The sequence below is a fragment of the Halobacillus sp. HZG1 genome, from assembly GCF_035818575.1.
In the GTDB taxonomy this organism is placed as follows: domain Bacteria; phylum Bacillota; class Bacilli; order Bacillales; family Halobacillaceae; genus Halobacillus; species Halobacillus litoralis.
Genome location: NZ_JAYLVQ010000084.1, coordinates 111,434 through 136,168 on the forward strand (window position 1 = coordinate 111,434; position 24,735 = coordinate 136,168).

Here is a 24,735-nt window from a genome sequence, read left to right on the forward strand (position 1 = left end):
TTTTTAGGTAAATGGAACGCACTTTGGTGCACTTAAGCCTATGATCCTTTCTATGCAAGGGAAGCAAGGGAGGAACCCTTCTTTTTCAAGATTTCTGAAAAACTCTGGGACTTAAGATCTGTTGCTCTTTATTTCACCTTACTTTATAATCATCAATTAATGATAATGAAAATCGTTATCAATTATTTCGGGAGGGTAAGGAATGAACGAATCAAAAAATTGGTCAGAACTAAAATTGAAAGATGGAGCGAAGGAAGATATTTTCTGTTTTCGTACCTTGGAAGAAAAAGACGTGGAGCTGCTTTATGACTGGATGCATCAGAAGCACATTTCCCCGTTTTGGAAGCTGAATCTGCCAGTGGAAGAGCTCCGTTCATGGGTGCGTAAGTCTGTAGAAGCTGACCATAAGGATGGTTACATAGGTACATACAATGGAGAGCCTGTTTGTTATTTGATTGCTTATGCGATTGAAAAGGATCCAATTAAAGGCTATTACCATGATCAAAGTGGTGATTTAGGTATGCATCTGTTAATTGGACCTCGTCACTTGTTGAATAAAGAGGACGGTTTGTCGCTTGTTCGTGCGATGATCTATTTCTTATTTGATCGTTATCCCGCTAAAAGGATCATCGGGGAACCTGACCGCCGGAACCGGATCGTAATTCCGATTTTGAAAGAAGTTGGGGGAGAAAATCTGGGCCGCATTGATCTTCAAGGGAAACAAGCATCCTTAATTGTGGGAGCGAAAGAAGCGTTTGAACATTCACTTCGAGACAATGGTGTCGAAATCGAGATGTTGACCAGGATGGCTTCGTCCAAAAGTGAGCTGTTGGTATGAAAGTAGATCCTCAAGTATTGCGTTTACTTCACACCATTGGAAACAGGATGGCCGAGCTTGGACATCCTCCGCTTGATCAATTAACTCCGAAACAGTCCAGAGATTACTACGAAGTGGCTCGAGAATATTTTAAAGAGCTGCCTGTCGACGGTGTAAACGTGGATGATTCTTCCTTCATGGGAAGAGCAGGAAATGAAATTCCAGTAAGAATCTATACGCCTGAAGGGGAAGGACCATTTCCTGTGCTCGTCTATTTTCACGGGGGTGGCTGGGTTTTCGGAAATATCGACAGTTCAGACAACATCTGTCGTTATTTTTCGTGTCATGCGAAAACCGTTATCGTTTCAGTGGATTACCGTTTAGCACCTGAACATAAATATCCAGCGGCTTTTCACGATGCTTTGGATGCGATCACGTGGGTTTCCAATGAGGCCGGTCATTGGAATACAGACTCTCATCGACTGGCTGTAGGAGGGGAAAGCTCAGGAGGTAACCTGGCAGCTGCTTCAGCGATCTATTTTATGGATAAACCCGGCATTGAGATTTCCCATCAGTTCCTGATTACCCCTGTATTGGATTATAACTTTGACACGGAATCCTACAGGTCGAATTATACGTACAACTTGACAAATGAAAAAATGAAGTGGTTCTTCCAGCATTATTTGAATCGGGAGGAAGAGGGGCGGGATGTGTTTGTTTCCCCTCTTAGGCTCAAAAAAATGGCCGGGTTACCGCCAACAATAATGGTCACAGCAGAGTACGACCCTCTGAGAGAAGAGGCGTTTGCTTATGCGGAGGAACTCCACGCATCAGGTGTCACCGTAACTCATCACCATTTTGATGATCTCGTGCACAGTTTTATCAATATGGCGGGCGTCGTCGACCGTTCAGCAGAAGCGCTGGAGAGTATAACAAGGACTTTAAAAGAAAGGCTCCATAGATAACGGGTTCCACCTCCATTCCAGGAGGTGGTCTTTTTTGCCCAATTTTACACAGGGGAAGAAAATCCTAGAAAAGGAGGGGCGTGTAGTTAAAACCGCCTGTTTTCATTCATGACGATTTCCTTAATTATCAGAAAAATAATCTCCGTCTTTTATCGCTGAAAACCGCTTTATATCAAGAATTAAGAGCGTAGTTGAGAATGATAATGGTTTTCAATTAGTATTGACATTGATAATCATTATCAAATAGTATAACGGTAGGCGATGAAGCAAGACAAAAAGGAGTGGAATGACATGAGTGTCGATATAAAGAAATCCAACGAGGAATTATTGAATCAACAAAATCAACGAGAGTCGAATGCACGATCCTACCCGCGACGGTTCCCGTTAGCGATTCAGGAAGCAGAGGGGATCTACATCACAGACATGGAGGGGAACCGTTACATCGACTGCCTGGCCGGTGCGGGAACATTGGCTTTAGGACATAATCATCCGGTCGTCATTGAAGCGATGGAACAAGTGCTTCACGATAAATTGCCATTACATACGCTCGACTTAACGACAGAAGTGAAAGAAAGGTTTGTGGATGAGCTGTTTTCCAGTCTTCCGGAAGGGTTCCGTGATCGTGCGAAGGTTCAGTTTTGTGGACCGACGGGAGGGGATGCAATTGAAGCGGCATTGAAACTTGCCAAAACCGCGACAGGTAGACAAAGCATTCTTACTTTCCAAGGAGGGTATCATGGCGCGACCCATGGCACGATGGCTATCAGTGGAAACCTCGGGCCGAAAGAGCGTGTACAGGGTCTGATGCCGGATACGCACTTCCTTCCATACCCTTATGATTACCGCTGTCCATTTGGAAAAGGGGGGAAAGAAGGAGCTGAGCTGAGTGCCACTTACATTGAACAATTGCTGGACGACCCAGAAAGCGGAATTCTACCTCCGGCGGCGATGATCTTTGAAACCGTACAAGGAGAGGGAGGTTCCATTCCAGCCCCTATCGAGTGGCTGCAGGAAATGCGCCGGATCACCAAAGAGCGGGGAATCCCGTTGATCATCGATGAAGTCCAAACAGGGATCGGCCGGACGGGAGAACTCTTCTCCTTCGAACATGCCGGCATCGTGCCGGATGCTTTCGTCCTTTCGAAAGCCATAGGCGGCAGTCTTCCGTTATCGGTGGTCGTTTATGACCGTGACCTTGATGCATGGGAGCCTGGTGCTCATATCGGAACCTTCCGGGGCAACCAAATGGCGATGGCGGCAGGAGCGGCCACCCTAAAATATATTAAGGAGCACCAGCTTTCTACTCATGCAAAAGCCATGGGCGAGAAAATTTACAGGTCATTGACAGAACTGCAGAAGCATTACCCGCAGCTTGGAGATGTGCGCGGCCGTGGTTTGATGCTTGGAGTGGAAATCGTCGATCCTTCAGGGAAACCAGGGCTGGCCGGCAGTTATCCAGCGGATCCAGAGTTGACGAACCGTATCCAGAAAGCCTGTTTTGACCGTGGATTGATTCTTGAAAGTGGAGGCCGCCATGGGGCTGTGCTTCGATTCTTACCACCCCTTGTGATTACCGAGGAGCAGGTCGATACCATATTATCCATCTTCAACGAAGCCGTAGCTGCCTCCGTGACGGGGTGAAAAATATGATAACGACAACGAATAAATCAGCAGCTGCATTCGATTCGTTTTTCCTTCAACACGGAGAAGAGGCAGGAGAGCATTTTCGGAACCATGTCGAACTCGTCGTCGATGCCCTGGCCGGAGTTTTCCAGGACATGGAGCGACCATTTGAAGGAAAGACCGTTCATGACATCCAGCAGGAGCTTCGTATGGTCCTTGATCTTCCAGAAGAACCGCAGTCGCTTCATGAAGTGCTCCGGGAAATCGAAGGGCCGGTGATAAAAAACAGTCTTCACGTCTCCCACGAAAGGAGCATGGCGCATTTACACTGCCCCCCGGTTTTACCCGGAGTGCTGGCTGAACTGATCATCGGAGCGCTGAACCAATCGATGGATTCATGGGATCAGAGCCCGGCAGCGACTTATGTCGAAGAAGGTTTGACCGATTACTTTTCAGGGCTTATCGGTTTTTCGGAAAGAGGAGACGGGGTCTTCACAAGTGGAGGGACACAGTCCAACTATATGGGATTGCTGCTCGCCCGCGATTCTTTTTGTCTATCGAAATGGAACCATGCTGTCCAGAGGGATGGGCTTCCTGAGCCGTTCAAAAAGATGAGAGTCCTTTGTTCTGCGGAAGCTCATTTCTCTGTGAAAAAATCAGTGGCACAACTAGGTCTTGGTGAACAGGCGGTCGTTCCGGTTCCCGTCCTCGAGGACCATCGGATGGATCCGGAGAAGCTCAGGAGTATAGTGGAGCGGTTGGAGCTGGAAGGGCTTCTCCCTTTTGCGATTGTCAGCACGTGCGGCACGACAGACTACGGGAGCATCGATCCGCTTGAAAGTCTTGCTGGTCTTTGTGAAGAAAAGGGTCTCTGGCTTCATGTGGATGCCGCCTACGGTGCTGGGCTTCTGCTTAGTGAGCAGCATGGAGATAAGCTGGCTGGAATAAACCGGGCGGATTCGGTGACCCTTGATTTCCATAAATGGCTGTATCAGCCGATCAGTTGTGGGATGTTTCTCGTCAAAGACCGCAAGCACCTGCGGCTTTTATCTCATCATGCCGATTATTTAAACCCTGTAGAAGATGAAGAAGAAGGCATATTGAATCTTGTGAATAAAAGCATCCAGACGACGCGCAGGTTTGATGCGCTGAAGGTTCTTATGACCTTGAAAGTTCTGGGTACGCGTTTATTAGGGAGGATGGTGGACAGGACAATGGAAGTGGCACGCTTTGCTGCAGAGGAATTGGAGCATCGTGATCATTTCCATGTAGAAAACCCGCTCCCTGAACTTTCGACGGTCGTGTTTCAATACCAGCCGGATGGAAACCGGACGGTAAGTGATTTAAACCGAAATATCCAACAGACGCTTTTTAATAAAGGAGAAGCTGTTATCGCGAAAACATCGGTCAAAGGAGAAACATACTTGAAGTTCACGCTTTTAAATCCACGTACATCCGAAGAAGATGTGCTATCCGTAATCGATGAAATTGAATATACAGCGAAACAGATTTTAGGAGGGACACCTCAGTGAATAAAGCAAAAGAAATTGCCGAGAAGGCGACAATGCAAAGCTTTCTTAATTGTTATTTAAGAGAAACAGGCAACTATGAATGGGAGAATTCTGGGGACGTTAAAATGTTACGCATCGCTTTGGTCAGACAGCATGTGATCATCCATGTACCTGTGAACTACTGGTCGTTAACGGGGAGGCACCTGTTTGACTTCCCTATGATCTTTCAATCGGAAGGAAGCGAAGAGTCCAACACTCTTGACTATGTCACGATGACGACCCTTCTTGTGAAGGAATGGCTCATCGGCAACGGACAGGAATGGTCAGAGGATGAACTTGTCCTGCGTGTGCTGCTCAGCTGCAAGAAAATGAAGGATTATGTAGCGGCAAGGTACGAGGATCGTCACAAGCTGATGGAAGAGGATTTTACTTATATCGAGGCAGAGCAGTCGCTGTTATTTGGTCATTTACTGCATCCGACTCCGAAAAGCAAACAAGGCCTGACCGATGTCGAGGACCGGGAATATTCCCCTGAGTATAAAGGGAGGTTTCAGCTCCACTATTTCAGTGTGAATCCCGAGCTTGTTGAGGAAGACTCCAGTCTGGGACGCACCGCTTCCGCCTGCATCTTCGAAGATGTCAAGGATAAGGACGGCGCGGAACCGCTGGTGGAGGAATGGAACAAAGGACGCGTTTTACTTCCTATGCACCCACTGCAAGTGCCGGTGGTTTTAAAAGATCCGGAAGTTCAAAGGTATCTGGCTTCCGGGGATGTTACACATCTTGGTCCAGCGGGTGCCGGGTTTACGGCTACTTCTTCATTCCGGACGTTGTACAGTGAAGCTTCACGGTTCATGTATAAGTTTTCTGTACCGGTGAAAATTACGAATTCTCTGAGGGCGAACCAGCCGAAGGAACTGGCCCGGGGGGTGGAAGTGTCCCGTTTGCTCGATACAGAACTGGGAGAGCAATTGAGCCATCATCATCCGAATTTCCATATGATGAAAGACCCCGCGGCGATCAACATTCCTTTATCGAAAGAAACATCAGGATTTGAAGTTTCCTTGAGGGAAAATCCTTTTGATCAGGACAACGAGCAGGCGACTCTTATCGCCGGGCTTGTCCAGGATCATGCCTACGGAGGGCCGTCCAGACTTTCTGCCATCATCCATAGTCTTGCGGAAAAAGAAGGGCGCGCGCTGGAAGAAGTCAGTCTGGAGTGGTTTGACCAGTATTTGTCGATCAGTCTGGATCCTATTCTATGGCTTCATCACACCTATGGAATCGCCCTTGAAGCCCACCAGCAAAACTCCGTTGTCCGTTTAGAAAATGGCTATCCTTCGGCTTTTTATTACAGAGATAACCAGGGCTATTACTTCAGCCGCTCAAAAGCGGATCACCTGATGGAACTGCTCCCTTCGTTAAACAGCAAGAGTGATACAATCTGCGAGGATGAGGTGGCGGATGAACGGCTTCGCTATTATTTCTTTTTCAATCATTTATTCGGACTGATCAACGGGTTCGGTGTCAGTCGATTAGCCGACGAAGAAAAATTGATGGATCTTCTTCGCAAACGTTTAATGAACCATCATCCATCCTTGTTTGTTCAAACGCTTTTGGAAGAAAGCAAGCTTCCATGTAAGGCCAATCTGCTGACACGTTTGTATGATATGGATGAACTGGTCGGGCCGATGGAAGCGCAGTCGGTTTATACAGCCGTTGAGAATCCGCTTGCAGTAAAGGTGGGAGCCGTTCATGAGCGTTGATTTTGAAATGTATGATGAGACCATCAAGCGCACGATTTCGTTTCGGAAGGCTCGGATGGACGATATTGCGCTAGTTCACAAGTGGATGAATGAAGACCACGTCCATCCTTTTTGGCAGTTGAATCTGCCGTTTGACCGGTTTGAAAAGCATTACCGGAAAGCACTGCTCGACACCCACCAGACGCTTTACCTCGGGATGATCGACGGGGAAGTGATGAGCTATTGGGAGGCCTACTGGGTTCAAGGGGATGTCTTGGAAAACGCATACTCTGCAAAGGCCAGCGATCAGGGCATCCATCTGTTGATCGGGGAAAAAGTTTACCTCGGCTCAGGCTTTGCCCTGCCTCTTCTGAGAGCGATGGTGCGTTTCCAGTTTCAGCAGAAATTGACAACGAAAGTCGTGGCAGAACCGGATATCCGGAACGACAAAATGATCCATATTTTCGAAAGGTGCGGGTTCGCACCGATCGCGCCCATAAGGCTTCCGGATAAAGAGGCGCAGCTGATGTTTTGTGAACGAGAAGCATTTGAAAAGAGGTGGAATGATGAAGACAGAAAAGCAGATCTTTGATGTGATCGGCATTGGACTTGGACCGTTCAACTTAGGAATGGCTGCCCTCCTGGATACGGTCGATGATGTCTCGGCCCTCTTTCTTGAAAAGGAAGAAGAATTCCAGTGGCATCCTCATCTATTGATGGAAGGAACGACGCTGCAAGTGCCTTTTTTCGCTGACCTTGTCAGTATGGCGGATGTCACGAATAAGCACAGCTTTTTGAATTACCTGCAGGAACATAATCGTTTGTATAATTTTTATTTTCTGGAAAAGTTCCATATCCCGAGAAAGGAATACAATCATTACTGCCGCTGGGTCAGTGAACGACTGGGCAGTTTGCGGTTCGGCAGCGAGGTGATCCGTGTCACTACGGCTGATCTCGGAGGAAAGACCCTTTATCAAGTGACCGCTCATGACTCTTCTACGGGAAAGGAGCACACGTACACCGCTGAAAACATCGTGATGGGCATTGGCACGGAGCCGCGGGTACCGGAGGCACTTCAAGGTGCACTTGGAGCATCCGTTTTCCATACGTCCGAATATTTGAAAAGAAAAGCATCGAGTGACTTAACCAAGTCTGTCGTAGTGATTGGATCTGGCCAGAGCGCGGCTGAAGTTTTCCTTGATGTGGCGAAACACCAGGAGGAAACAGGCGGTTCGCTTCAATGGTACACAAGGTCGCAGGGATTCTTCCCGATGGAGTACTCGAAGCTTGGGCTTGAGTATTTTTCTCCGGATTACATCGATTTCTTCTATGAGCTGCCTCAATGGAAGAAAGACGAGCTGTTACATAAGCAGGACCTTCTCTACAAAGGCATCAGTTCAGAAACGATCGCCGCCATTTATGACCATCTGTATGAACGGACGGTCGGCAATGCTGATCCGTCGATTCATCTTCAGGCGATGACCGAAGTGACGACCATCGAACAGAAAGCAGACCATCTAAGCTTAAAAGGTTATCAGAAAGTCACAGATGAAGCTGTGGAGATGGAAGCGGATGTGGTCATTTTAGGAACAGGGTATCAACCACGTGTGCCTGCCTTTTTCTCAGGCCTAAAGGAGCGCATCATTTGGGATGATCATGGCAGATTTACCGTGAACAAAGGCTATGACCTCGCTACAAATCTTACGGCGGAGGGACACATTTTCATTCAAAATGGCGAACTTCACTCCCACGGCGTCGGCGCACCTGATCTTGGGCTTGGTGCACACCGCAATGCGGTGATCATCAACAGAATTGCTCAAAGAAACGTTTATTCCATACAGGAAAACAACGTCTTCCAAACGTTTGGAACGAAAAAAGCCTTGGTCACACAACATCAATCATAGAAAAGAGGGGATCCGTGTGTTATTTCAACCGGACATTCATGAACAATTGAACAGAGAGAATTGGAAGAGAGCCAATCAACAATTGATGGCGAAAATGTTCGCAGAATATATGTATGAAGATATGATCCACCCGGAAGTTTTACGTGCAGAGGGGAAAACGAGGGCCTATGAACTGTCCGTCACCGCCGATAAATCGTACAGGTTCGCAGCTGAAAAACGACTGTTCGACAGTTTTGATGTCTCTACTGACGATCTGAAAAAGGTCGAAGGAGGACTGGAAGAAGAAGCGGACAATGCCATCGAATTGCTGGTTGATTTAAAGGAAATCATCGGCATGTCTGCAGAAACAATTGGTCATTTAATCAAAGAGATGAACGCCACGCTGATCGCGGATGTTCATCTGATGGAAAAGACAGAGGTTTCATCTGATGAGCTGATTGATCTTGACTATGCCGAGTTGGAAGGATATATGAAGGGTCATCCGTGGATCACCTATAACAAAGGAAGAATCGGTTTCGGTTATGATGATTACCTGCGTTTTGCTCCTGAGCATCAGCAGGAAGTGAAGCTTAACTGGATTGCGGCACATAAAAATCTAGCAACCTTTCATTCGGTTCAGAACCTCAGCTATGAAAAGCTGCTGGATGAGGAGTTGAGTGGACAAGAGAGAGAGCGATTCTTTTCCGAAGTGAGGAAACAAAACCGTGCTCCGGAAGACTTTTACTTTTTCCCTGTCCATGAATGGCAGTGGAAGAATCAGCTGATCCAAAACTTCCCGGAAGAAATCGCGAAAAAGGAGATCATTGCTGTGGGAGATGGTGACGACGCTTACCTTCCTCAACAGTCGATCCGTACGTTTGTGAACAGGAGTACGAAAGAGAAACATCATGTCAAGCTTCCGATGAGCATCCTGAATACTCTTGTATACCGCGGCCTGCCTTCCGAGCGGACTGTGATCGCACCAAAAGTCACGGAATGGATCAAAGGACTTTATGAACAGGACGACTTCTTAAAGAACGAGTGCCGGGTGATTCTGCCAGGAGAAAATGCCAGCATCAATGTCGATCATAAACATTATGGTGCGGTTAAAGATGCTCCGTATCAATACTTGGAAATGCTAGGGTCAATTTGGCGTGAAAGCATCTATACGTATCTGGAAGACGGTGAACAGGCCATTACACTTGCAGCACTGGTTCACGAAGATCATCACGGGAAACCTTTCATTCAATCGTTAATTGAGTCTTCTGGACTGGATGCGGAGGATTGGATAAAGAAGTTTTATCAAGTGGTCATGGATCCTTTGCTTCATTACTTATATAAATATGGGACGGTCTTCTCACCCCACGGGCAGAACACGATTCTCGTACTGAAAGATCATAAGCCGCATCGTCTTGCCGTCAAGGATTTTGTCGATGACGTGAACGTGACCGACCAGCCGTTTCCTGAGCTTCAGCACGTAACGGAAGAGATGAAAACGGTACTGCGTACAGAACCACCGGAAGGATTGACGCAGTTTATTTTTACTGGACTATTCATCTGCCATCTTCGTTATTTAAGCCACATCTTAGAAAAGCATCAGCTGTTGGCAGAAGAATACTTTTGGCAGCTGCTGGCAGAATCAATCCGCGATTACCAGCGCAGGTTCCCGGAATTGAAGGAACGCTTTGAGCTTTTCGATTTCTTCAAACCCGAAATGACGAAGCTTTGCCTCAACCGCAACCGCATGGTCGATTATGGATACGCGGATGGAGATGATCGTCCACATGCATCGGAATTCGGCTGCGTAACCAATGCACTGGCTGCTTTTAAAGAACAGAAGGTCTGACGAAAAGAGGGATGGATCATGGCAATCATAGTACAAAAATACGGCGGAACTTCATTAAAAACAACGGAGAAAATCAAACAGGCTGCCGATCGAATCATTGGGGAACAGGCAAAAGGCAACCAGATGGTCGTGGTTGTCTCAGCGATGGGCGATACAACCAATCGACTGGTGCAACTATCCCGTGAAGTTTCTTCCTGTACAAACGGAAGAGAGAAGGATCTGCTTTTAGCTACAGGAGAACAAGTGTCATGCGCTCTGATGGCACTCGCCCTTCAGGAAAAAGGTCTGGCATCCATCGCCATCACAGGCGAGCAGGCAGGGATTGAAGTGGAACACCGCCACGGGAATGCCGAAATTACGTCTATAGATACCCGAAAGATTAAGAAAGAGCTGCAAGAAGGTAAGATTGTCATCGTCGCTGGATTTCAAGGAAGAGCGGCGAACGGGGAAGTCTGCACGCTGGGCCGAGGTGGTTCCGATACGACAGCTACTGCCTTGGCTGCAGCGTTGAAGGCGGATCGTTGTGACATCTGCACTGATGTTGATGGGGTGTATGCGGCAGACCCCCGTGTGATTCCGAACGCACAGAAATATTCCTCCATGGATTACGACAGCCTGCTCACCATGGCTGAAATGGGAGCGGGGGTGATTCATCCACGGGCAGTCGCTCATGCAAAAGCATATCAAGTTCCGCTGGTTGTTCGTTCCAGCTTCTGTGAAAAGCCAGGGACCTGGATATCCAATGATCCATCGCCCGCTTCTGTCGCCGGGGTTACGTATCAAACCAACCTCTGTCACCTGCGTCTTTCGGGAAGTCGGTTGAAAAAGGAAAAACTGTGGAGGTGGTTGAAGGATACGGATGTCATCGGAACCACGTCTGTTCATTCACGACCTGAGGAATTTATCCTCGTTATCAAGGAAGATGATCTTAACCAGGTGATCACATACCTTGATCAATCCAAAGATCAGCTGGGAATACAAGCCATCCAAACGGAGATTGAAAAAGCAGCCATTCATTTGATTTTCGGTAAGGAAGAAATGAAAAGGAAGCAGAACGCTTCGTTGAATGAAAAAGAGTGGATGCCTCTAGAGGAGATCCATCACATCGACAGTCATCCCGCCGTATGGAGTGCTTCGGTCCCTGAAGCACATGGGAAAGATTTGGCCCGCCGGCTTTATGACGCCTTTATGAGTGTGAACCATCACAAATTCAAGCTTGCCTATTGAACGTCACTCAAAAGCCTGCCCCCTGCTGGATGTAAGCAGGGGGCAGGCTTTTTTATAAACATAGGTTTCGAGATTTTGAATGAAAGGTATCTTTACTAGAGAAAGTGATGAATGGTTTATAAGTCTCGTCTATTACTATAAAGGGATGGTGAGTATGATCGATATCCATAACTATTTTAAAAATAATTATGAAGAATCCAGAGAAACGTTCAGGGGTTTATTGAGCAAAGTTCAGAAAGTCTGGCCGGAAGCCAAACTCCATCAGCATTCGATTGGTGAAAATGAAGACAACACGATCGACGTCATTTATGCGGAAGCGACTTCTTCCAACGACAAAGTGGCTATGCTGACATCAGGGGAACATGGAATCGAAGGATACGCGGGGGCAGCTGTTCTCCACTTGTTCGTGGACCAGTACCTCAGTTCCATCGATCCATCCACTACAGGGGTATGTTTCGTGCATGCCATTAACCCTTGGGGAATGCGACATTTTCGTAGAGTTACGGAAAATAATGTAGATTTGAACCGGAACTACTTTTTAGAGGAAACCGATATCCCCTATGATCTTAATGAGAACTATGAGAAAGAAAGCCACATCTTTCTCCCGAAGAAACCGCTGGATCTGATTTCCAAAGAGAAGACAGAACTGTATGAAGCTTTAAGTAAAGGAATGATGAATGAGGGGTATAAAGGCATCAAGCAGGCCAAAGGAATGGGACAGTTTCAGTTCGAGCGCGGGGTTTATTTTGGCGGATATGAAGAAGAGCCTTCTGGTTCCTATATCAAAACCTGGCAGAAGCATTTATTGGAGCGGTTCAATCATGTCATTCACATGGACTGGCACACAGCCCTTGGACCGACCAATGAAGTGACCATGGTCATTACTGAGAATCATGGGAAAAAGGAAGATGAATTGAAGTCGACTTACGGGATGGAAAATATCCAAGTGTATTCCCCGGATGACGTGAAAGGGGATTCTACCAATTATTTTTATGAGTTAAGAGATTCTGAATATCCTTCTACATCCCTATTCTCCGCCTTGTTCGAATTTGGCACATTCGGGACCAGCCGTGAAGCTGAGCTCCGGGAGTTTACGACGATTATATTAGAGAACCAGCTTTACTGGGAAGGAACGGAACACCCTGAAAGCAGGGAGTGGGTCTGGGAAGAACTTATGAACATGTTCTATCCGCAAGAAGAGGAATGGAAAGAAGCGGTTTTAAAGGAAGCTTGTTTGGCGATTGAGGCGTTGTTAAAGGAAGAGGGCATCCTACAATCATCCGCATCAAGGCAAACGTTTTAGCAGAATCCCCCCAGCATACGGGCTGGGGGGATTTGCTTTGGAGAGCTTATCCCGCTGCTTCTTGTTTCAAGAATTTTTTCGTTTCGGTTGCGATCTTACGGGCCTCTATATTATGAACAGAGTGGGAAACGTCTAATTCAATCATTCTTCCTTGTCTTGCATCCTGTATAAAGGCCCGTTGAGTTTTAGACCATGTCTCCTGATCCCAGCTCGTTCCCATTCCATTCGAGGCAAACAATAAGATGGGAACATCAGGAATAGGAAGGTTCCCGACCGTTTCAGCATTAGAATGGATTTGTTTTACTTCATTCAGCATATTCTTTGTGGCCGTTCGGTGGTAAAAGACCGCACGGTTTATTTCTTTATCCTCTTCTGTCAATATCCCATGCTTCATCGCAGAACTTTCGGACGCCTGGGGGACCCATCTGGTCACTCCAACCTTTGCTAAGAATGATGCGAAGCGGAACAGTGGGAGATTGATTTTAAGATTTTCATAGGCCGCCGGTACCGCAATATCCAGACCGATAATCGCCTTTACTTCCCCTGGGTATTTGTTCGCCCAATAGATGGCTTCTAATCCTGAAGCCGAATGGGGGACCAGAATATAAGGAGCCCTTATACCTGCTTCCGCCAGGGCCATTCGTGTTTGTGTCATCATGGTGTGAACATCACGGGGGCTATCAGTGATCGCACTGAACCCATAGCCCTGTTTCTCTACGACAGCAATTCTGTAATGGTCACTTAACAACGTATAGAGGGACTTAAAATCATATACCGGAGAACTAGTGCCGTTTCCTGAAAGGAAGACAAGCGTCTCTGGCCCTTTTCCTTCTTGATACACGTGCATTTTATGATGATCAACCTCAACCATTTTCCCCATGGGAACGAAAAAATCTTGTTCTTTTGTTAACCGATACCTGTGATAAATCACGCTTGATGCAACAATCAAAAAGACAACAGCTGTGAAAATGAGCAGGATATCCATAATGATTTAAACCCCTCCTGGATTGCACAAGTAGCCGTGGCGTTTTTCATTTTATGATACGAACAGGACTTGATTAGGGTTTCATTTAATAATGAAAAAAACGGAATAGAAGGGACCAAACAAATAGAGAATGAATAGGCAGGGGATATGGGGGATGAGTAGGCCGGACAAATGAAAAGGAAATCTATGGGCTCGTTATTTGTGAAATTCATTTAATTTATGTTTATATTGAGTGGTCTGAGAAAATACTCTCCTGGACAACAGGGTAACCAAGGAGTCGACACAAATCAAACCCCTTTAAGGGGAAGGTTGTGTCTATGGTGTGTTAAATGAGGAGGGCCATTATTCCAGCAATCAACAATAAAAAGGAACCTGAAAGTAAGGCTATTTTCATTGGGCGGCTGGTTTTGTGGAAGATGCGAAAGAACATGCCGATCACCTCCGGTTGTAAGAACATTCACTTTTACATACAACGTTCAAATCTTATTGTTTGTATAACTCTTTTAAAGCCACTTGTAAGTTCGAGAAAAATTTGACTTTGATTGTTGGAAGGTCAGAGGATACCCACGTCCTTGCAAGTTCTGGTTTCATCCCTGAGATGGTCGTGTGTATTCCCATCAAAGAGAGAGACTGAATCAGTTTGGATAGTTTATCAAAGAAAATAATGTCCACCGTGCTGATTGTTGAACAATCAATAATCACTTGGTGTGCACCCATATGGGTAACATTATGTAAGCCTCTGTCCAGAATATATTGGAATTCGATTTGATCCATAATTGGCTGTAATGGAAGAAGAACAAGACCTTTAGACAGCGGAATGACGTTCACAGACATGTCTTCCATCCACTTCAACATACGCTGTTCTTTATCATAGTACTCTGTGACATCACTATATTCCACCATCGCCCCATAAACCTTGCCATTCTCCTGTAAAACCCTTGTGCGGATCGATAAATACAAATCATATTTTCCCCATTTATAGGGGATTGCATCAAAGGTGAGCTCCTCAGAAGTCCTCAATGTCCGCTCCACGTGGCGGACTTCTTCAGGAGCATCAGGAAAGAGGTCGTAGACGCTTTGGCCGAGGACATCCTTCTCCTCTACTTCTAAAAGACGTGTCCCTTGCTGGTTGATATGAGTAATCCGATAGTCTAAATCAATCGCCATCACACCTAAGGACAGTTGATCGAATACTTCGTTTAACGGCGTCATTTTGCTCCCCCTCAGTACTTGATTGATGAAACGCACTTTCTTCTATATATTAAGTTCTATTTCCTACAACGAAAATCCTTTTCCTATATTTATATAATAGTTGAACGTTTGAATTTACCTTAAATACTCCGTAACGTCCATCATTCATGAATTATATAGTAAAGTCAAAATTTTTGTTCAAACATAATTTAATTGATGCCTATATTTTAGATTGATAGAGCTTCTATTTAAATTTTTTCAGGAACTTCATCCCTATCTTCTTAAATGGATATATACGAATCGTTCCACTTTTTGTAAAATAAGTATTCCGTAATGTAAATTATATGTTACAGTGTGGGAGAAGGTAATAACAATTATGGTTAATTATGAAAATTACATAAAGCAGCAAGAAGTGGATGAGACATGGTTAATGGATGGGTAACTCGAAATTTTTCTATGAATAAATCAAAACTTTAATGAATGGAAAAGGAGAATGTGTTATGCAGAAGATTAAAGATGAACGTCTGCAGTTGAAGAATCTGAAGAATATCCGCGTTGTATTCATCGTCCAAAACCTCGGGATTCTAGCCCTGTTGGGTTATGATCTTTTTACAAAAGGATTGGATGGAATGACGGACAACCCACTCTGGTTCGTATTCATGATCTCTGTCATCGTCAATGCCTATTTATCGATGAGTATAAGTGTGGATCATGAAAAGACGCCCAAGTCTCCTCTGAAAGCTTTATATGTATCGTTGTCGATTGTCGGGGTCCTATCGGTGATTGTTGGAATGCTTGTTTCTTTCTCAGAAGGTCATACGATATGGAATGGCCTTCTCATCGGAGGGATCATCTTTATAAGTTTCCTGGTCCCTGTGCTCTATATCTATAAATTAAGAAAGGACAGTTGGGATGAAGAGATGTCCGAATAAAGGATTTGTTTATTGAAAATCATCAAGAGAACGTTGAAGGTACAGGTTCCTCCTACTAAGCGGCATAAGCGTTCCTTCTTCTTGAATAAGATATAGGGTAGAGGAGGACAAGTTTATGACGAAGAAAATTCTTTTATTTTGTGACCCGGGGATCGATGACTCTTTAGCGATTATGTACGCCATGTTGGATCCTGAACTTGATATCGTCGGCATTGTTACCGGTTATGGAAACATAACAAGAGAACAAGCCACGAAAAATGCGGCTTATTTGGTGCAATTAGCGGGGAGAGATGATATCCCAATCATCCCTGGGGCATCGAATCCAGTGCAGCAGGAAGAAGTATTCTTTTACCCCGAAATTCATGGGAAAGAAGGCATCGGACCCATCCGTCCCCCTGAAGACATGACCTATGAGGTCTCCCCTTTTGATACCATCCGAGTGCTTATGGAAAGGTACAAGGATGAGCTGATTATTGTAAGTACGGGACGATCAACGACATTGGCCACTGTATTTATATTATTCCCTGAACAAATAAAATTCGTTCAGTCTTTTTATGTCATGGGAGGAGCTTTTTTCGTTCCTGGAAATATCACGGCTCTCGCGGAAGCTAATTTCTTCGGGGATCCGACTTCTTCCAACTATGTCCTTACATTTGCTGAAAATCTAACAGTCACACCCTTGAATGTTACGCGTTCTGCTGTTATTACGCCGGATGTTGTAGAGGAAATCGCTCGATCTAAGAACAATATCTATTGTTTCATCCTCGGCCCGATCTTTAAATACTACTATCGCTTCTATAAAGAAAAAGTTCCCAGCATAAAGGGAGCTCCCATCCATGATTTATTGACAGTGATGCTTGTGAAAAATCCAGATTTAGTCGATTACATATATTATGATGCCAATGTAGCTGAAGGAATTGAAACAAGAGGGCTTTCCTATATTGACGTTCGCCCTTCCAGTCCTAAAGGGGATACGAAGATTGCCATCAATCTTCATTATCAAAAGTTTATGGAAGAGTTTAAGAAGGTAATGGTCCGTGTGGAATAATGGAAGTAGTGGGACCTTGAAAATGCAGGTGAAATGAAGCAAGGGAAAACACGGTATGTTTTCCCTTGGTCAAGCTCCTATTTTTCTTTATCCTCTTCTTCATACGGAAAAAGTTCTTCCGAAGCCTCCGTTTGCAGTTGGCCAGTGGAGCGTACTTCGTGATTTTCTTCCTTTTCCTGATCGAGGCTTCTTGCCACTGACTGGTGGAAGAAATATTCGAAGATCGCTAAGGAAATCGCCGAAATCAGTGTGGCTTCAAATACATCGTCTCCGACGGTGAGTGCATCTGTCATAAAGTATATAACAGCGAAGCTAAGCACAAAATCCCCGGCCGTAGCCATCGTATTGTTGGATTTCTTTAGAATCATCACGTCTCCTAAATAGCCAAGAGCACTGACAACAAGAGATATGAGAAAGACGTTTCCGAAAGAGACGTCAAATCCTAAACCTAAGATGATAAACAGAATGCCTAACGTGATGACAAATTTCAGGGCCAGTAATTTTACATGAGTCATGTATGGCACCTCCTCAAGTTATAAGGTGTGTCATTGTGTTGAAATTATTCCTCTGGTATCAAGAGAACCTGGACTCTTGAAATTTCTGCTTTATTCTTAGTATTTTGTCCTATTAAGGGATCAGGGTTTTAAAATGACCTTGATGCAGTCATCTTCACGATTGTTAAATTTCTTATAACCCTCTGCTGCTTTTTCTAAAGGCAGTTCATGTGTCAGGATAACCTTAGGATCAATTTCGTTTCGTACAATTTGTTCATAAAGTGGCTTCATATAAGAGCGTGCATGAGACTGTCCCATTTTAATTTGGATGTTCCTCGAAAAAAATGCCCCAAGTGGAAATGCATTGTAATTTCCTCCATAGACCCCTGTAAGCTGCACGGTTCCACATTTCCGCACTGCTTTTGAGGCGATTTGGATCGCCCCGAGTGTTCCACCCTGGAGTTTAAGTTTTTGCTCCATAAATTCCAGTGGGGATTTCTTTCCGTCCATGCCCACACAGTCAATTACAACATCGGCTCCACCTTTAGTCGTTTCTTTAAGTACTTCTCCCATGTCTTTGTGCTTTGTGAAATTAAATACTTCTGTCCGGTTGTTGATTTTGGAATGGTTGAGGCGGTAGGAAAGGTGATCGACAGCGATGACTCGTTCTGCTCCCTTTTGCCAAGCGAATTTTTGAACCATTAAACCGATCGGACCACAACCAAGGACAATCACTGTATCTCCTGGTTTAACACCTGCATTTTCAACGCTCCAATATGCAGTCGGAAGGACGTCTGAAAGAAATAACAACGATGGATCATCCAGTTCACAGTCCTCAGGAACCTTAAATGGTGTGAAGTTTCCAAAAGGAACACGGAGGTATTCTGCTTGACCACCTGGATAATTTCCGAATTTCTCTGAGTATCCGAGAAGACCGCCGGAATCATAATGAGGATTGGATTGGTCGCATTGACTGACATGATTGCTTTCACAATAAGGACAATGCCCGCAGGCAACGGTGAAGGGGATAACCACACGGTCTCCTTTTTTTACTTTTGTAACATCAGGACCAACTTCTTCAATGATTCCCATCGGTTCATGTCCAATGATATAGCCGATCGGCAGAGGGAAATTTCCCTGATATAAATGTAGATCAGAACCACAAATGGCGGTTGATGTAATACGGACAATCACATCTTCCTTATCTTGAATCCCTGGAGCTTCCACTTCTTTGACGGCTACCGAATATTTTCCCTGGTAGGTAACAGCTTTCATCGATCATCCTTCTTTCCTATAGATTCGTTCCAGCTGTGAATGTGAGGTTACTTTGTTGTATGTAACCAAAGGGTAGTTCCAGTTATTTTCCATTCACTTTCTGATCATGTTTTACTGAAAGAGTAATCACTACGATACTTAGTATGGTGGACAAAATGGTACTTGCTAAAAGGGTGAAATAGATCTTGTCTACTTTCTCATTCAAACCCATCCCTCTTTTCATAAAAAATTAAAGTTTTACCACAAGGGAGGCCCTTGTGGTAATGTTGGCAGGACTTTAAGTTAATCAGTTCTTTTTATGCTGAGGAGGCAGAACCAACCAGCCTTTTTCTTTGTTTAGTCGAAGTGCTTTGGCACCGGCCTGAGCTTTGTTCATATGGAACTTACCGAACAACATGGCAATATCTTCACGCGTGCTTTGACCGATAGCCTGACTGCAGGCGACGAGACCTTGAGCAATGTTCAGCGAAATGGCTGCACTGATCTCAGGATCATTCATGCGTGCGCCTACGGGAATGTCTTCAAGGTCCGCTACAGATCTTTCAGGTGGAGAAGGGGGAAGAACGACTCCGTTCACTTTCAGGATATCTTCAATTTCCTGTGTTTCCTGTCTGATTCCCTGGACAAGCTCCTCCAGAAGACGTTTCAATTCTTTGTCACCCGCGTGATTATACAAGGTTTGATAGCTGGCAGAATCACCTTTTGCCACTGACAAATAGCTCCAAAGGCTGAAGACCTCTCCGTAATGAAGCGGCTCCTGTTGCTGATTTCCACTTAAAATACCCATATTCGTACACTCCTTTATTTTTGGTACAGAGGTAGTATTCTTTCTTTATAAAAAATGATTCATCAAATGGCGGCGGTTGTATGTAATCGACGAGGGACCATTTCTATCTGTCTGGTCCTCCATGAGGAAAGAAGTGGGAAAGAGATTCGTTGGACAATAAAGAGAAGCAGCACGTGGGTATAGTGCTGCTTCTCTTTATTAATGTTTAAGGGTGGAGAGTATTTCGATTGAGCTTATTTAAAATTCCTGGTAAGTGGCAGGATCCTGATCATTCATTCTGCCATCCGGTCGAGTCAATTGATTGATGCGGTCCATTTCCTCTTCATTTAGCGAAAAGTCGAAAACAGAACGATTTTCTTTCTGTCGTTTGGGAGAAGAGGACTTAGGGATAGCGACAGAACCGAGTTGATAATGCCAGCGCAGAATAATCTGGGAAACCGTTTTTTCATGTCGTTCAGCAACGGATTGGATGGTCTCATTGTCGAGGATGTTCTGAACACGCGCCAACGGACTCCAGGACTGTGTTTGGATCTGTTTTTCCTTGTGATAGGCTCTTTGTTCTTCCTGGTTGAAAAAGGGATGGAGCTCAACCTGATTCATGCTCGGTAAGATGCCTGTCTCCTGTTCGAGACGGTCCAAGTGTTCAGGGAGAAAATTACATACACCGATGGAGCGGATCAATCCCCATTTTTGTGCGTCAATCAATGCCTGCCATGCTTCTACATACCTATCTTCTTTTGGATTCGGCCAATGGATTAAGTAAAGATCATAATAGTCCAGCTGGGCACGGAACAGAGATTCCTGGATGGCCGTTACGGCTTTGTCGTATTCATGGTAGCGACCAGGAAGTTTGGATGTGATTCTTAATTCATTTCTCGGAATGCTACTGCGGCGGATCCCTTCTCCTACCGTCGCTTCATTTTCATAGTTATAAGCGGTATCAATGAGGCGGTAGCCTGTGTCTATGGCACTTTGAATAGCTGAAGCACCTCGGTTTCCGTTCAGGCGGTACGTACCAAATCCCAAGGCAGGAATGGTGAGACCATCGTTCAGTTGAATTTCAGGAATAGATTGACTCATTCTACATGCACTCCTTTTTAGGTCTTTCTTATTAGTAGAAGGAATTAGTTTAAACATCTATCTTTTACCTTATCAGCAGAACTGTAAACCAATGTCAGCGTTTACAAGAGAAATGAACTTATTATAGGGAAAGGAATGAAGTACGACGAAGTGGATGAAAAGGGAGTGTAACATCTTTTATAAAGCGTTTACAATTTATGTTAGGATAAAAGGGAATAATAGGGAAATTCACAAGTTGAAACGAGATCGCTAAGGAGGATAAAGAATGTCCAATTACGGAAATCAAGTTCAATTTGAAGTTTATCGGACTATGACTCAGCCTGATCCTGACAGGCTTCCCGTATCCTATGAAGATTGGGAAGCGAAAGCGAGAGAAGTTCTGGAGGATGGCCCTTTCTATTATGTAGCGGGAGGCGCAGGTGGTGAAGAGACGATGAAAGATAATCACCACAGCTTTACCCGGTGGAAAATCGTCCCTCGGATGCTTAAAAATGTAGAGGATCGTGACTTAAGCATTGAATTATTCGGGAAAAAGTACGAGACTCCCCTCCTGCAGGCGCCGATTGGTGTGCAGTCGATTATTCATGAAGGGGGAGAATTAGCTTCAGCCAAGGCGTCTGCAGCATTGAATATTCCTTACATCGCAAGTTCTGCCTCTACAAAAACGATGGAGGAAATAGCCGGAGTGATGGGGGACGCTCCTAAATGGTTTCAATTGTATTGGAATAAGGATCCAGAAGTGACAGCAAGTTTTGTGCGACGGGCAGAAACAGCAGGATATGATGCGATTGTCGTCACCTTGGACACGCCCATGATGGCCTGGCGGGAAAAAGACTTGAAAAATGTGTACCTGCCCTTTTTGATTGGCGAGGGTGTCGGAAACTACTTTACCGACCCTGTCTTTCGGTCTCGACTCGCATCACCTCCTGAAGAGGACCCCACACAGGCCGTGATGCATTGGACGAAAACATTCGGAAACCCGGGATTGACTTGGGAGCACCTGCTTTTCCTAAGAGAGCATACCGATTTACCCATCCTGCTGAAGGGCGTTCTTCATCCGGATGATGCTAAGCAAGCATTGGAATACGGCGTGGATGGAATCATCGTATCCAATCATGGTGGAAGGCAGGTGGATGGAGCTGTGAGCTCGTTGGACGCTCTTCCGCCTATTGTTGAAGCGGTAGGAAAAGAGCTCCCTGTGCTTATGGATGGTGGAATCCGCCGGGGAGCTGAGGTGATCAAAGCATTATCTCTCGGAGCAGAAGCTGTCCTGGTAGGACGGCCTTGCATGTATGGCCTTGCTGTAGCCGGTGAACAAGGGGTGCATGAGGTGTTGAGAAATTTACTGGCAGACACGGATATCACTATGGCTTTAAGCGGCTGTTCGTCGGTGACTGAATTGAATCGATCCATCCTTCTTGAGGACAGATGACCGGCGCATCCTGACAGGTGGTGAATCGCGCCAAAGGGGTGGCGAGTCGCGCCAAAGGGGTGGTGATTCGCGCCAAAGGGGTGGCGAGTCGCACCAAAGGGAGGGTGATTCGCGCCAAAGGGAGGGTGAGTCGCGCCAAAGGGAAGGTGATTCGCGCCAAAGGGAGGGTGAGTCGCGCCAAAGGGAAGGCGAGTCGCGCCAAAGAGGTGGTGAGTCGCGCCAAAGGGAAGGCGAGTCGCGCCAAAGGGAAGGTGAGTCGCGCCAAAGAGGTGGTGATTCGCGCCAAAGAGGTGTCGAACCGGCCCAAAGGTAGGTGAACCGCTCCAAAGAGGTGCCCCTCCCAGTATTCACAAATAAATAGCGCAGATCTCTGAGTTACAGGAGGTCTGCGTTTTTTTATGGAAACAGTCAAAGGTTATGTGCCTTCAAATCGATAATAAAATATCTATAAAAGATATATATTTATTGATAAACAATAAATATAATTGTATGATAAGAAAAGATATTAGGAGATGAGGTGCTTTTTATGAAACGTGGATCTACACTCTTTTTGAAGCTGGCGGTCTTTTTGATTGGTCTGCCTGTTCTTGCGTTGTGTATCTTTTTTGTTCCTGAATTTGCGGAATATGCGGGCGTGCTGCTGTCTGATTTTCCAATCATTGAACCGGTGGTCTTCATTTATATGTATTTGACAGCCATCCCTTTTTACTTTGCGCTGTATCAAGCGTTTAAGCTTCTGAATTATATTGACAGCAACAAGGCGTTCTCAGACTTATCGGTCAAAGCACTAAGGGTCATCAAATTTTGTGCTGTCACCATCAGCGTTCTATACGTTGTGCTCATGCCGGTGATCTATACGGTCGCTGAACTCGATGACGCTCCTGGTCTGATTGTCATTGCGATGGTCATCATCCTAGCTTCTGCCGTCATCGCCGTCTTTGCTGCTGTCCTGCAAAGACTTCTGAAAGAAGCCATTACTATTAAATCTGAAAATGATCTTACGGTCTGAGGTGATCCATATGGCGATTATTATCAATATTGATGTGATGCTTGCAAAAAGGAAAATGAGCGTGACCGAGCTCTCGGAGAAGGTCGGAATCACGATGGCGAATCTCTCTATTTTGAAAAATGGCAAGGCGAAGGCGGTGCGTTTTTCAACCTTGGAAGCGATCTGTCAGGCGCTTGACTGTCAGCCGGGGGACATTCTGGAATATCAGGAAGACGAAGATTAGGAGGGGTCAGATGAGAGCGGTGAAACAACTCTTACACTTTGGTTGGGAGCAAGCGTTGTCTTGCTTGTTTCCTGTCGTTATCTTTGCTTCTTTGGCGATTACACAATGGCTTCCGATGCCTTTACTGCCGAGGTATGACTGGCTGCTCATCATCTGTCTTCTCATGCAATGGTGGATGGTACGCTCCGGACTTGAAACAAGGGATGAACTGAAAGTGATTACGTTGTTTCACGTGATTGGGCTTGCTCTCGAACTGTTCAAAGTTCATATGGGTTCCTGGTCTTACCCGGAAGAAGGCTACTCGAAAGTTTTCGGGGTCCCATTATATAGCGGCTTCATGTATGCAAGTGTGGCGAGTTATCTTTGTCAGGCGTGGAGAAGGCTCAAGGTTGAGTTGGTACGCTGGCCTTCAGCGTGGCTTGTCGTTCCGCTGGCTTCAGCGATCTATTTGAATTTTTTCACCCACCATTATTGGATCGATATCAGATGGTGGCTGTCAGGCCTTGTCCTTCTTGTTTTTTGGAAAGCATGGGTCCGCTACGAGGTGAATGATACGCGTTACCGGATGCCCCTTGCGCTTTCTTTTGTGCTGATCGGCTTTTTTATATGGGTCGCAGAAAATATCGCCACTTATTTCAGTGCATGGGAATACCCGAACCAGGCGGATGCCTGGAGTCTCGTTCATCTGGGGAAAGTGAGTTCTTGGCTGTTATTAGTTATTGTAAGTTTTCTTATTGTAGCGACTTTGAAACGGGTCAAGAAACACCCTGCAGAAAGTCGCAGCTTCAGTGGTGAGGAGAGACGTCCAAGGGTTCGGAAGCGTTATGGAAAGTTATATTTGTGAGCCATAGAAGGCATGGGCATGACAGAGGCGTTTCATTTCTGGGAAGAGAGGAAGTGTGATGAGATGGGGATATCTGTAATACTACTTGGATTTTTTATAGTGGTGGGATTCCTGATGGTGCTTGGGCCCTTACATATCGTGAAAAAACAAGGAAGAGGACCTTTGCCGTTTAAGAGTTCTTTGGTGATTGGCAGTTTACTGCTTACCCATTGGGTTTTATGGTTAAAAGGCTTCTATGGTTGGCTGCCCGTAAGAGTGGCAGACATGCTTTTCCTTCCGGTATGGGTCGTTCTCTGTGGTTTTGGTGTGATTTTATCAGGATTAGAGATGAAGAATAATGCCGCATTCGCCATTCCGCTAGCCGGATTTACTTTGGTCAGCTTGATTTTTGCTCTCTTTTTGGATGGAATATCACAGATGTGAACCACCCTGCCACACGTTGGAACTTGAACACCTTAATATCAACGATGCTCAGGCAGCTGGTGGAGTGATTCCCACACCTTAAATGGTAGTAA

Annotated in this window: 24 protein-coding genes; 17 read left to right on the forward strand and 7 right to left on the reverse strand. The window is 45.5% G+C overall.

The window, feature by feature from the left end; all coding sequences use genetic code 11:
- Positions 1–202: 202 nt before the first annotated feature.
- The 10 genes from VKA52_RS18645 to VKA52_RS18690 all read left to right on the forward strand — a co-directional run bounded on the left by VKA52_RS18645 (position 203) and on the right by VKA52_RS18690 (position 12,920).
- Positions 203–838: a GNAT family N-acetyltransferase gene (locus VKA52_RS18645; RefSeq protein WP_326316797.1), complete on the forward strand. Its 636-nt coding sequence runs from the start codon at positions 203–205 to the stop codon at positions 836–838.
- The gene (locus VKA52_RS18650; RefSeq protein ID WP_326316798.1) at positions 835–1,782 is read left to right on the forward strand and encodes an alpha/beta hydrolase; all 948 of its coding nucleotides are present in this window, start codon (positions 835–837) and stop codon (positions 1,780–1,782) included. Before VKA52_RS18645 ends, VKA52_RS18650 begins: the two co-directional genes overlap by 4 nt.
- Positions 1,783–2,073: 291 nt before the next feature.
- A complete protein-coding gene (locus tag VKA52_RS18655) occupies positions 2,074–3,423 on the forward strand; it encodes an aspartate aminotransferase family protein (RefSeq protein ID WP_442788863.1) in 1,350 nt (449 codons plus the stop codon).
- A 5-nt stretch (positions 3,424–3,428) separates the two neighbouring features.
- Entirely contained in the window at positions 3,429–4,937 is a 1,509-nt protein-coding gene (locus VKA52_RS18660) for a pyridoxal phosphate-dependent decarboxylase family protein (RefSeq protein WP_326316800.1), read from the forward strand.
- Positions 4,934–6,682 (forward strand): IucA/IucC family protein, encoded by a 1,749-nt coding sequence (locus tag VKA52_RS18665; protein WP_326316801.1) that lies wholly within the window; start codon positions 4,934–4,936, stop codon positions 6,680–6,682. Before VKA52_RS18660 ends, VKA52_RS18665 begins: the two co-directional genes overlap by 4 nt.
- Before the next feature lie 22 nt (positions 6,683–6,704).
- Entirely contained in the window at positions 6,705–7,253 is a 549-nt protein-coding gene (locus VKA52_RS18670; protein ID WP_326316860.1) for a GNAT family N-acetyltransferase, read from the forward strand.
- Positions 7,225–8,565, forward strand: a complete 1,341-nt coding sequence (locus tag VKA52_RS18675; protein WP_326316802.1) for a lysine N(6)-hydroxylase/L-ornithine N(5)-oxygenase family protein — start codon at positions 7,225–7,227, stop codon at positions 8,563–8,565. The genes VKA52_RS18670 and VKA52_RS18675 overlap by 29 nt, the downstream gene beginning before the upstream one ends.
- A gap of 16 nt (positions 8,566–8,581) precedes the next feature.
- The gene (locus VKA52_RS18680; protein WP_326316861.1) at positions 8,582–10,390 is read left to right on the forward strand and encodes an IucA/IucC family protein; all 1,809 of its coding nucleotides are present in this window, start codon (positions 8,582–8,584) and stop codon (positions 10,388–10,390) included.
- An 18-nt stretch (positions 10,391–10,408) separates the two neighbouring features.
- The gene (locus tag VKA52_RS18685; RefSeq protein ID WP_326316803.1) at positions 10,409–11,617 is read left to right on the forward strand and encodes an aspartate kinase; all 1,209 of its coding nucleotides are present in this window, start codon (positions 10,409–10,411) and stop codon (positions 11,615–11,617) included.
- Between the two features lie 79 nt (positions 11,618–11,696).
- Positions 11,697–12,920 carry a M14 family metallopeptidase gene (locus tag VKA52_RS18690; protein WP_326316804.1) on the forward strand — a complete coding sequence of 408 codons (1,224 nt, stop codon included), beginning with the start codon at positions 11,697–11,699 and terminating at the stop codon, positions 12,918–12,920.
- A gap of 46 nt (positions 12,921–12,966) precedes the next feature.
- Here the strand turns inward: VKA52_RS18690 and VKA52_RS18695 are convergent, their stop codons facing one another.
- Complete coding sequence (locus VKA52_RS18695; RefSeq protein ID WP_326316805.1) at positions 12,967–13,905, reverse strand: alpha/beta hydrolase; 939 nt, start codon at positions 13,903–13,905, stop codon at positions 12,967–12,969.
- 483 nt (positions 13,906–14,388) lie between these two features.
- The gene (locus VKA52_RS18700; protein ID WP_326316806.1) at positions 14,389–15,117 is read right to left on the reverse strand and encodes a PAS domain-containing protein; all 729 of its coding nucleotides are present in this window, start codon (positions 15,115–15,117) and stop codon (positions 14,389–14,391) included.
- Between the two features lie 479 nt (positions 15,118–15,596).
- Between VKA52_RS18700 and VKA52_RS18705 the strand changes: the two genes are divergently transcribed.
- The gene (locus tag VKA52_RS18705; protein ID WP_326316807.1) at positions 15,597–16,028 is read left to right on the forward strand and encodes a hypothetical protein; all 432 of its coding nucleotides are present in this window, start codon (positions 15,597–15,599) and stop codon (positions 16,026–16,028) included.
- 115 nt (positions 16,029–16,143) lie between these two features.
- A complete protein-coding gene (locus VKA52_RS18710) occupies positions 16,144–17,076 on the forward strand; it encodes a nucleoside hydrolase (protein ID WP_326316808.1) in 933 nt (310 codons plus the stop codon).
- Between the two features lie 77 nt (positions 17,077–17,153).
- On the opposite strand, the gene VKA52_RS18715 is transcribed toward VKA52_RS18710, so the two are convergent.
- The 5 genes from VKA52_RS18715 to VKA52_RS18735 form a co-directional block, all read right to left on the reverse strand.
- Complete coding sequence (locus VKA52_RS18715; protein WP_326316809.1) at positions 17,154–17,591, reverse strand: YndM family protein; 438 nt, start codon at positions 17,589–17,591, stop codon at positions 17,154–17,156.
- Positions 17,592–17,711: 120 nt separating this feature from the next.
- A complete protein-coding gene (locus VKA52_RS18720) occupies positions 17,712–18,845 on the reverse strand; it encodes a zinc-dependent alcohol dehydrogenase (protein WP_326316810.1) in 1,134 nt (377 codons plus the stop codon).
- 82 nt (positions 18,846–18,927) lie between these two features.
- Entirely contained in the window at positions 18,928–19,050 is a 123-nt protein-coding gene (locus VKA52_RS18725; RefSeq protein WP_272482810.1) for a hypothetical protein, read from the reverse strand.
- 81 nt (positions 19,051–19,131) lie between these two features.
- Positions 19,132–19,632, reverse strand: coding sequence for a DUF3231 family protein (locus VKA52_RS18730; RefSeq protein ID WP_326316811.1), 501 nt, complete (start codon positions 19,630–19,632; stop codon positions 19,132–19,134).
- A gap of 237 nt (positions 19,633–19,869) precedes the next feature.
- Positions 19,870–20,712 (reverse strand): aldo/keto reductase, encoded by an 843-nt coding sequence (locus VKA52_RS18735; protein ID WP_326316812.1) that lies wholly within the window; start codon positions 20,710–20,712, stop codon positions 19,870–19,872.
- Positions 20,713–20,977: 265 nt separating this feature from the next.
- On the opposite strand from VKA52_RS18735, the gene VKA52_RS18740 reads away from it, so the two are divergent.
- The 5 genes from VKA52_RS18740 to VKA52_RS18760 all read left to right on the forward strand — a co-directional run bounded on the left by VKA52_RS18740 (position 20,978) and on the right by VKA52_RS18760 (position 24,643).
- A complete protein-coding gene (locus VKA52_RS18740; RefSeq protein WP_326316813.1) occupies positions 20,978–22,144 on the forward strand; it encodes a lactate 2-monooxygenase in 1,167 nt (388 codons plus the stop codon).
- A 526-nt stretch (positions 22,145–22,670) separates the two neighbouring features.
- Positions 22,671–23,153, forward strand: a complete 483-nt coding sequence (locus VKA52_RS18745; protein ID WP_206946118.1) for a DUF2975 domain-containing protein — start codon at positions 22,671–22,673, stop codon at positions 23,151–23,153.
- Between the two features lie 10 nt (positions 23,154–23,163).
- Positions 23,164–23,376, forward strand: a complete 213-nt coding sequence (locus VKA52_RS18750; RefSeq protein WP_160912412.1) for a helix-turn-helix domain-containing protein — start codon at positions 23,164–23,166, stop codon at positions 23,374–23,376.
- 10 nt (positions 23,377–23,386) lie between these two features.
- Positions 23,387–24,220: a DUF817 domain-containing protein gene (locus tag VKA52_RS18755; RefSeq protein WP_326316814.1), complete on the forward strand. Its 834-nt coding sequence runs from the start codon at positions 23,387–23,389 to the stop codon at positions 24,218–24,220.
- A gap of 18 nt (positions 24,221–24,238) precedes the next feature.
- Positions 24,239–24,643: a hypothetical protein gene (locus VKA52_RS18760; RefSeq protein ID WP_326316815.1), complete on the forward strand. Its 405-nt coding sequence runs from the start codon at positions 24,239–24,241 to the stop codon at positions 24,641–24,643.
- The last annotated feature ends 92 nt before the right edge of the window (positions 24,644–24,735 follow it).